The 1,427-nt window shown below is 74.9% G+C and carries 2 protein-coding genes; both read left to right on the top strand.

All coding sequences use genetic code 11. The features are described from left to right. The first annotated feature begins 282 nt into the window (after positions 1-282). Positions 283-405, top strand: a complete 123-nt coding sequence (locus ACFWH7_RS19545; protein WP_378219078.1) for a hypothetical protein — start codon at positions 283-285, stop codon at positions 403-405. Next, positions 405-1,322: a methylisocitrate lyase gene (gene prpB, locus ACFWH7_RS19540; RefSeq protein WP_378219076.1), complete on the top strand. Its 918-nt coding sequence runs from the start codon at positions 405-407 to the stop codon at positions 1,320-1,322. Before ACFWH7_RS19545 ends, prpB begins: the two co-directional genes overlap by 1 nt. Positions 1,323-1,427: the final 105 nt, after the last annotated feature.

Here is a 1,427-nt window from a genome sequence, read left to right as displayed (position 1 = left end):
GTCCCCACGTGACCTGGGCGGACGTCCAGCCCGCGACCGGGCGCGACGCCGACGCGGTGGCACGCGGGGGGCGCCCCGGGGCGGCGCGCCCCCGCCCCCCGGGGGGGGGCGGGGCCTCTCGGCCGCGAGCAGTACGTCAAGAAGTTCCGCACGCTCGCGGCCGGCGTCCTCGAGGACGCCGAGGTCGAGCGCTTCCTCGACCTCGCGCAGCGGCTCCCGTCGCTCACGCCGGCAGAGGTCCGCGAGCTGACGATCGTCGGGCGGCCCGGTCTGCTCGACTCCGTGCCGACGCCGACCGGGCTCTTCGAGCTGGGGCGCGACGAGGCCCCCGCCCACGCCGAGTTCGAGGGCGACGGGTTCACCATGCACGAGGCCGACGAGACGACCGAGGGAGAGGCGCGCTGATGCTGTACAGCCAGGTGACGCCGTCGGACAAGCGGCGCGCGTTCCGCGCGGCGCTCGACGCGGCGGCGACCACGGGGGAGCCGCTGCGGCTCCCGGGCGCGTTCAACCCGCTGTCCGCACGCCTCATCCAGGACAAGGGCTTCGAGGGCGTGTACGTGTCGGGAGCCGTGCTGTCGGCGGACCTCGGCCTGCCCGACATCGGCCTCACGACCCTCACCGAGGTCGCGGGGCGCTCGCAGCAGATCGCGCGCGTCACCGACCTGCCCGCGCTCGTCGACGCCGACACCGGGTTCGGCGAGCCCATGAACGTCGCGCGGACCGTCCAGGCGCTCGAGGACGCGGGCGTCGCGGGCGCGCACGTCGAGGACCAGGTCAACCCCAAGCGGTGCGGCCACCTCGACGGCAAGGAGGTCGTCGGGCTCGACGAGGCGGCGAAGCGCGTGCGCGCGGCCGCCGACGCGCGCCGCGACCCGGGCTTCCTGATCATGGCGCGCACCGACGTCCGCGGCACGATCCCCGGCGACGCCGGGCTGCGTGCCGCGATCGACCGCGCGAAGGCGCTCGTCGACGCGGGAGCCGACGCGATCTTCCCCGAGGCGATGAAGGACCTGTCGGAGTTCGAGGCCGTCGCGTCGGCCGTGGACGTGCCCGTGCTCGCCAACATGACAGAGTTCGGCAAGTCCGAGCTCTTCACGCGCCGTCAGCTCAGCGACGCCGGCGTCCGGTTGATCATCTACCCCGTCACGCTCCTGCGGGTCGCGATGGGCGCCGCCGAGCGAGCGCTCGACGAGATCGCCGAGACCGGCACCCAGGCGGGGCAGGTCGAGGGCATGCAGACGCGCGCCCGCCTGTACGAGCTGCTCGACTACGCCGCCTACAACACGTTCGACGAGGGCATCTTCACCTACCGGCCCTGACGACCCGTCGGGGGGGCGCGCCCCGGGGGGCGCGGCCCCCGCCACTCCCCCCGCCCCCGGCCGCACGAAGGTGTGTCCCCAATAACACCACCCCCCCCCCGTCTC

This window comes from Cellulosimicrobium cellulans (assembly GCF_042723955.1).
Classification (GTDB): Bacteria; Actinomycetota; Actinomycetes; order Actinomycetales; family Cellulomonadaceae; genus Cellulosimicrobium; species Cellulosimicrobium cellulans_H.
This window is presented reverse-complemented; position numbering and strand designations above follow the sequence as displayed.

Bases quoted from the DNA above. Each gene is read 5' to 3' on its own strand.
- prpB (WP_378219076.1), top strand. From the start codon at position 405: ATGCTGTACAGCCAGGTGACGCCGTCGGACAAGCGGCGCGCGTTCCGC.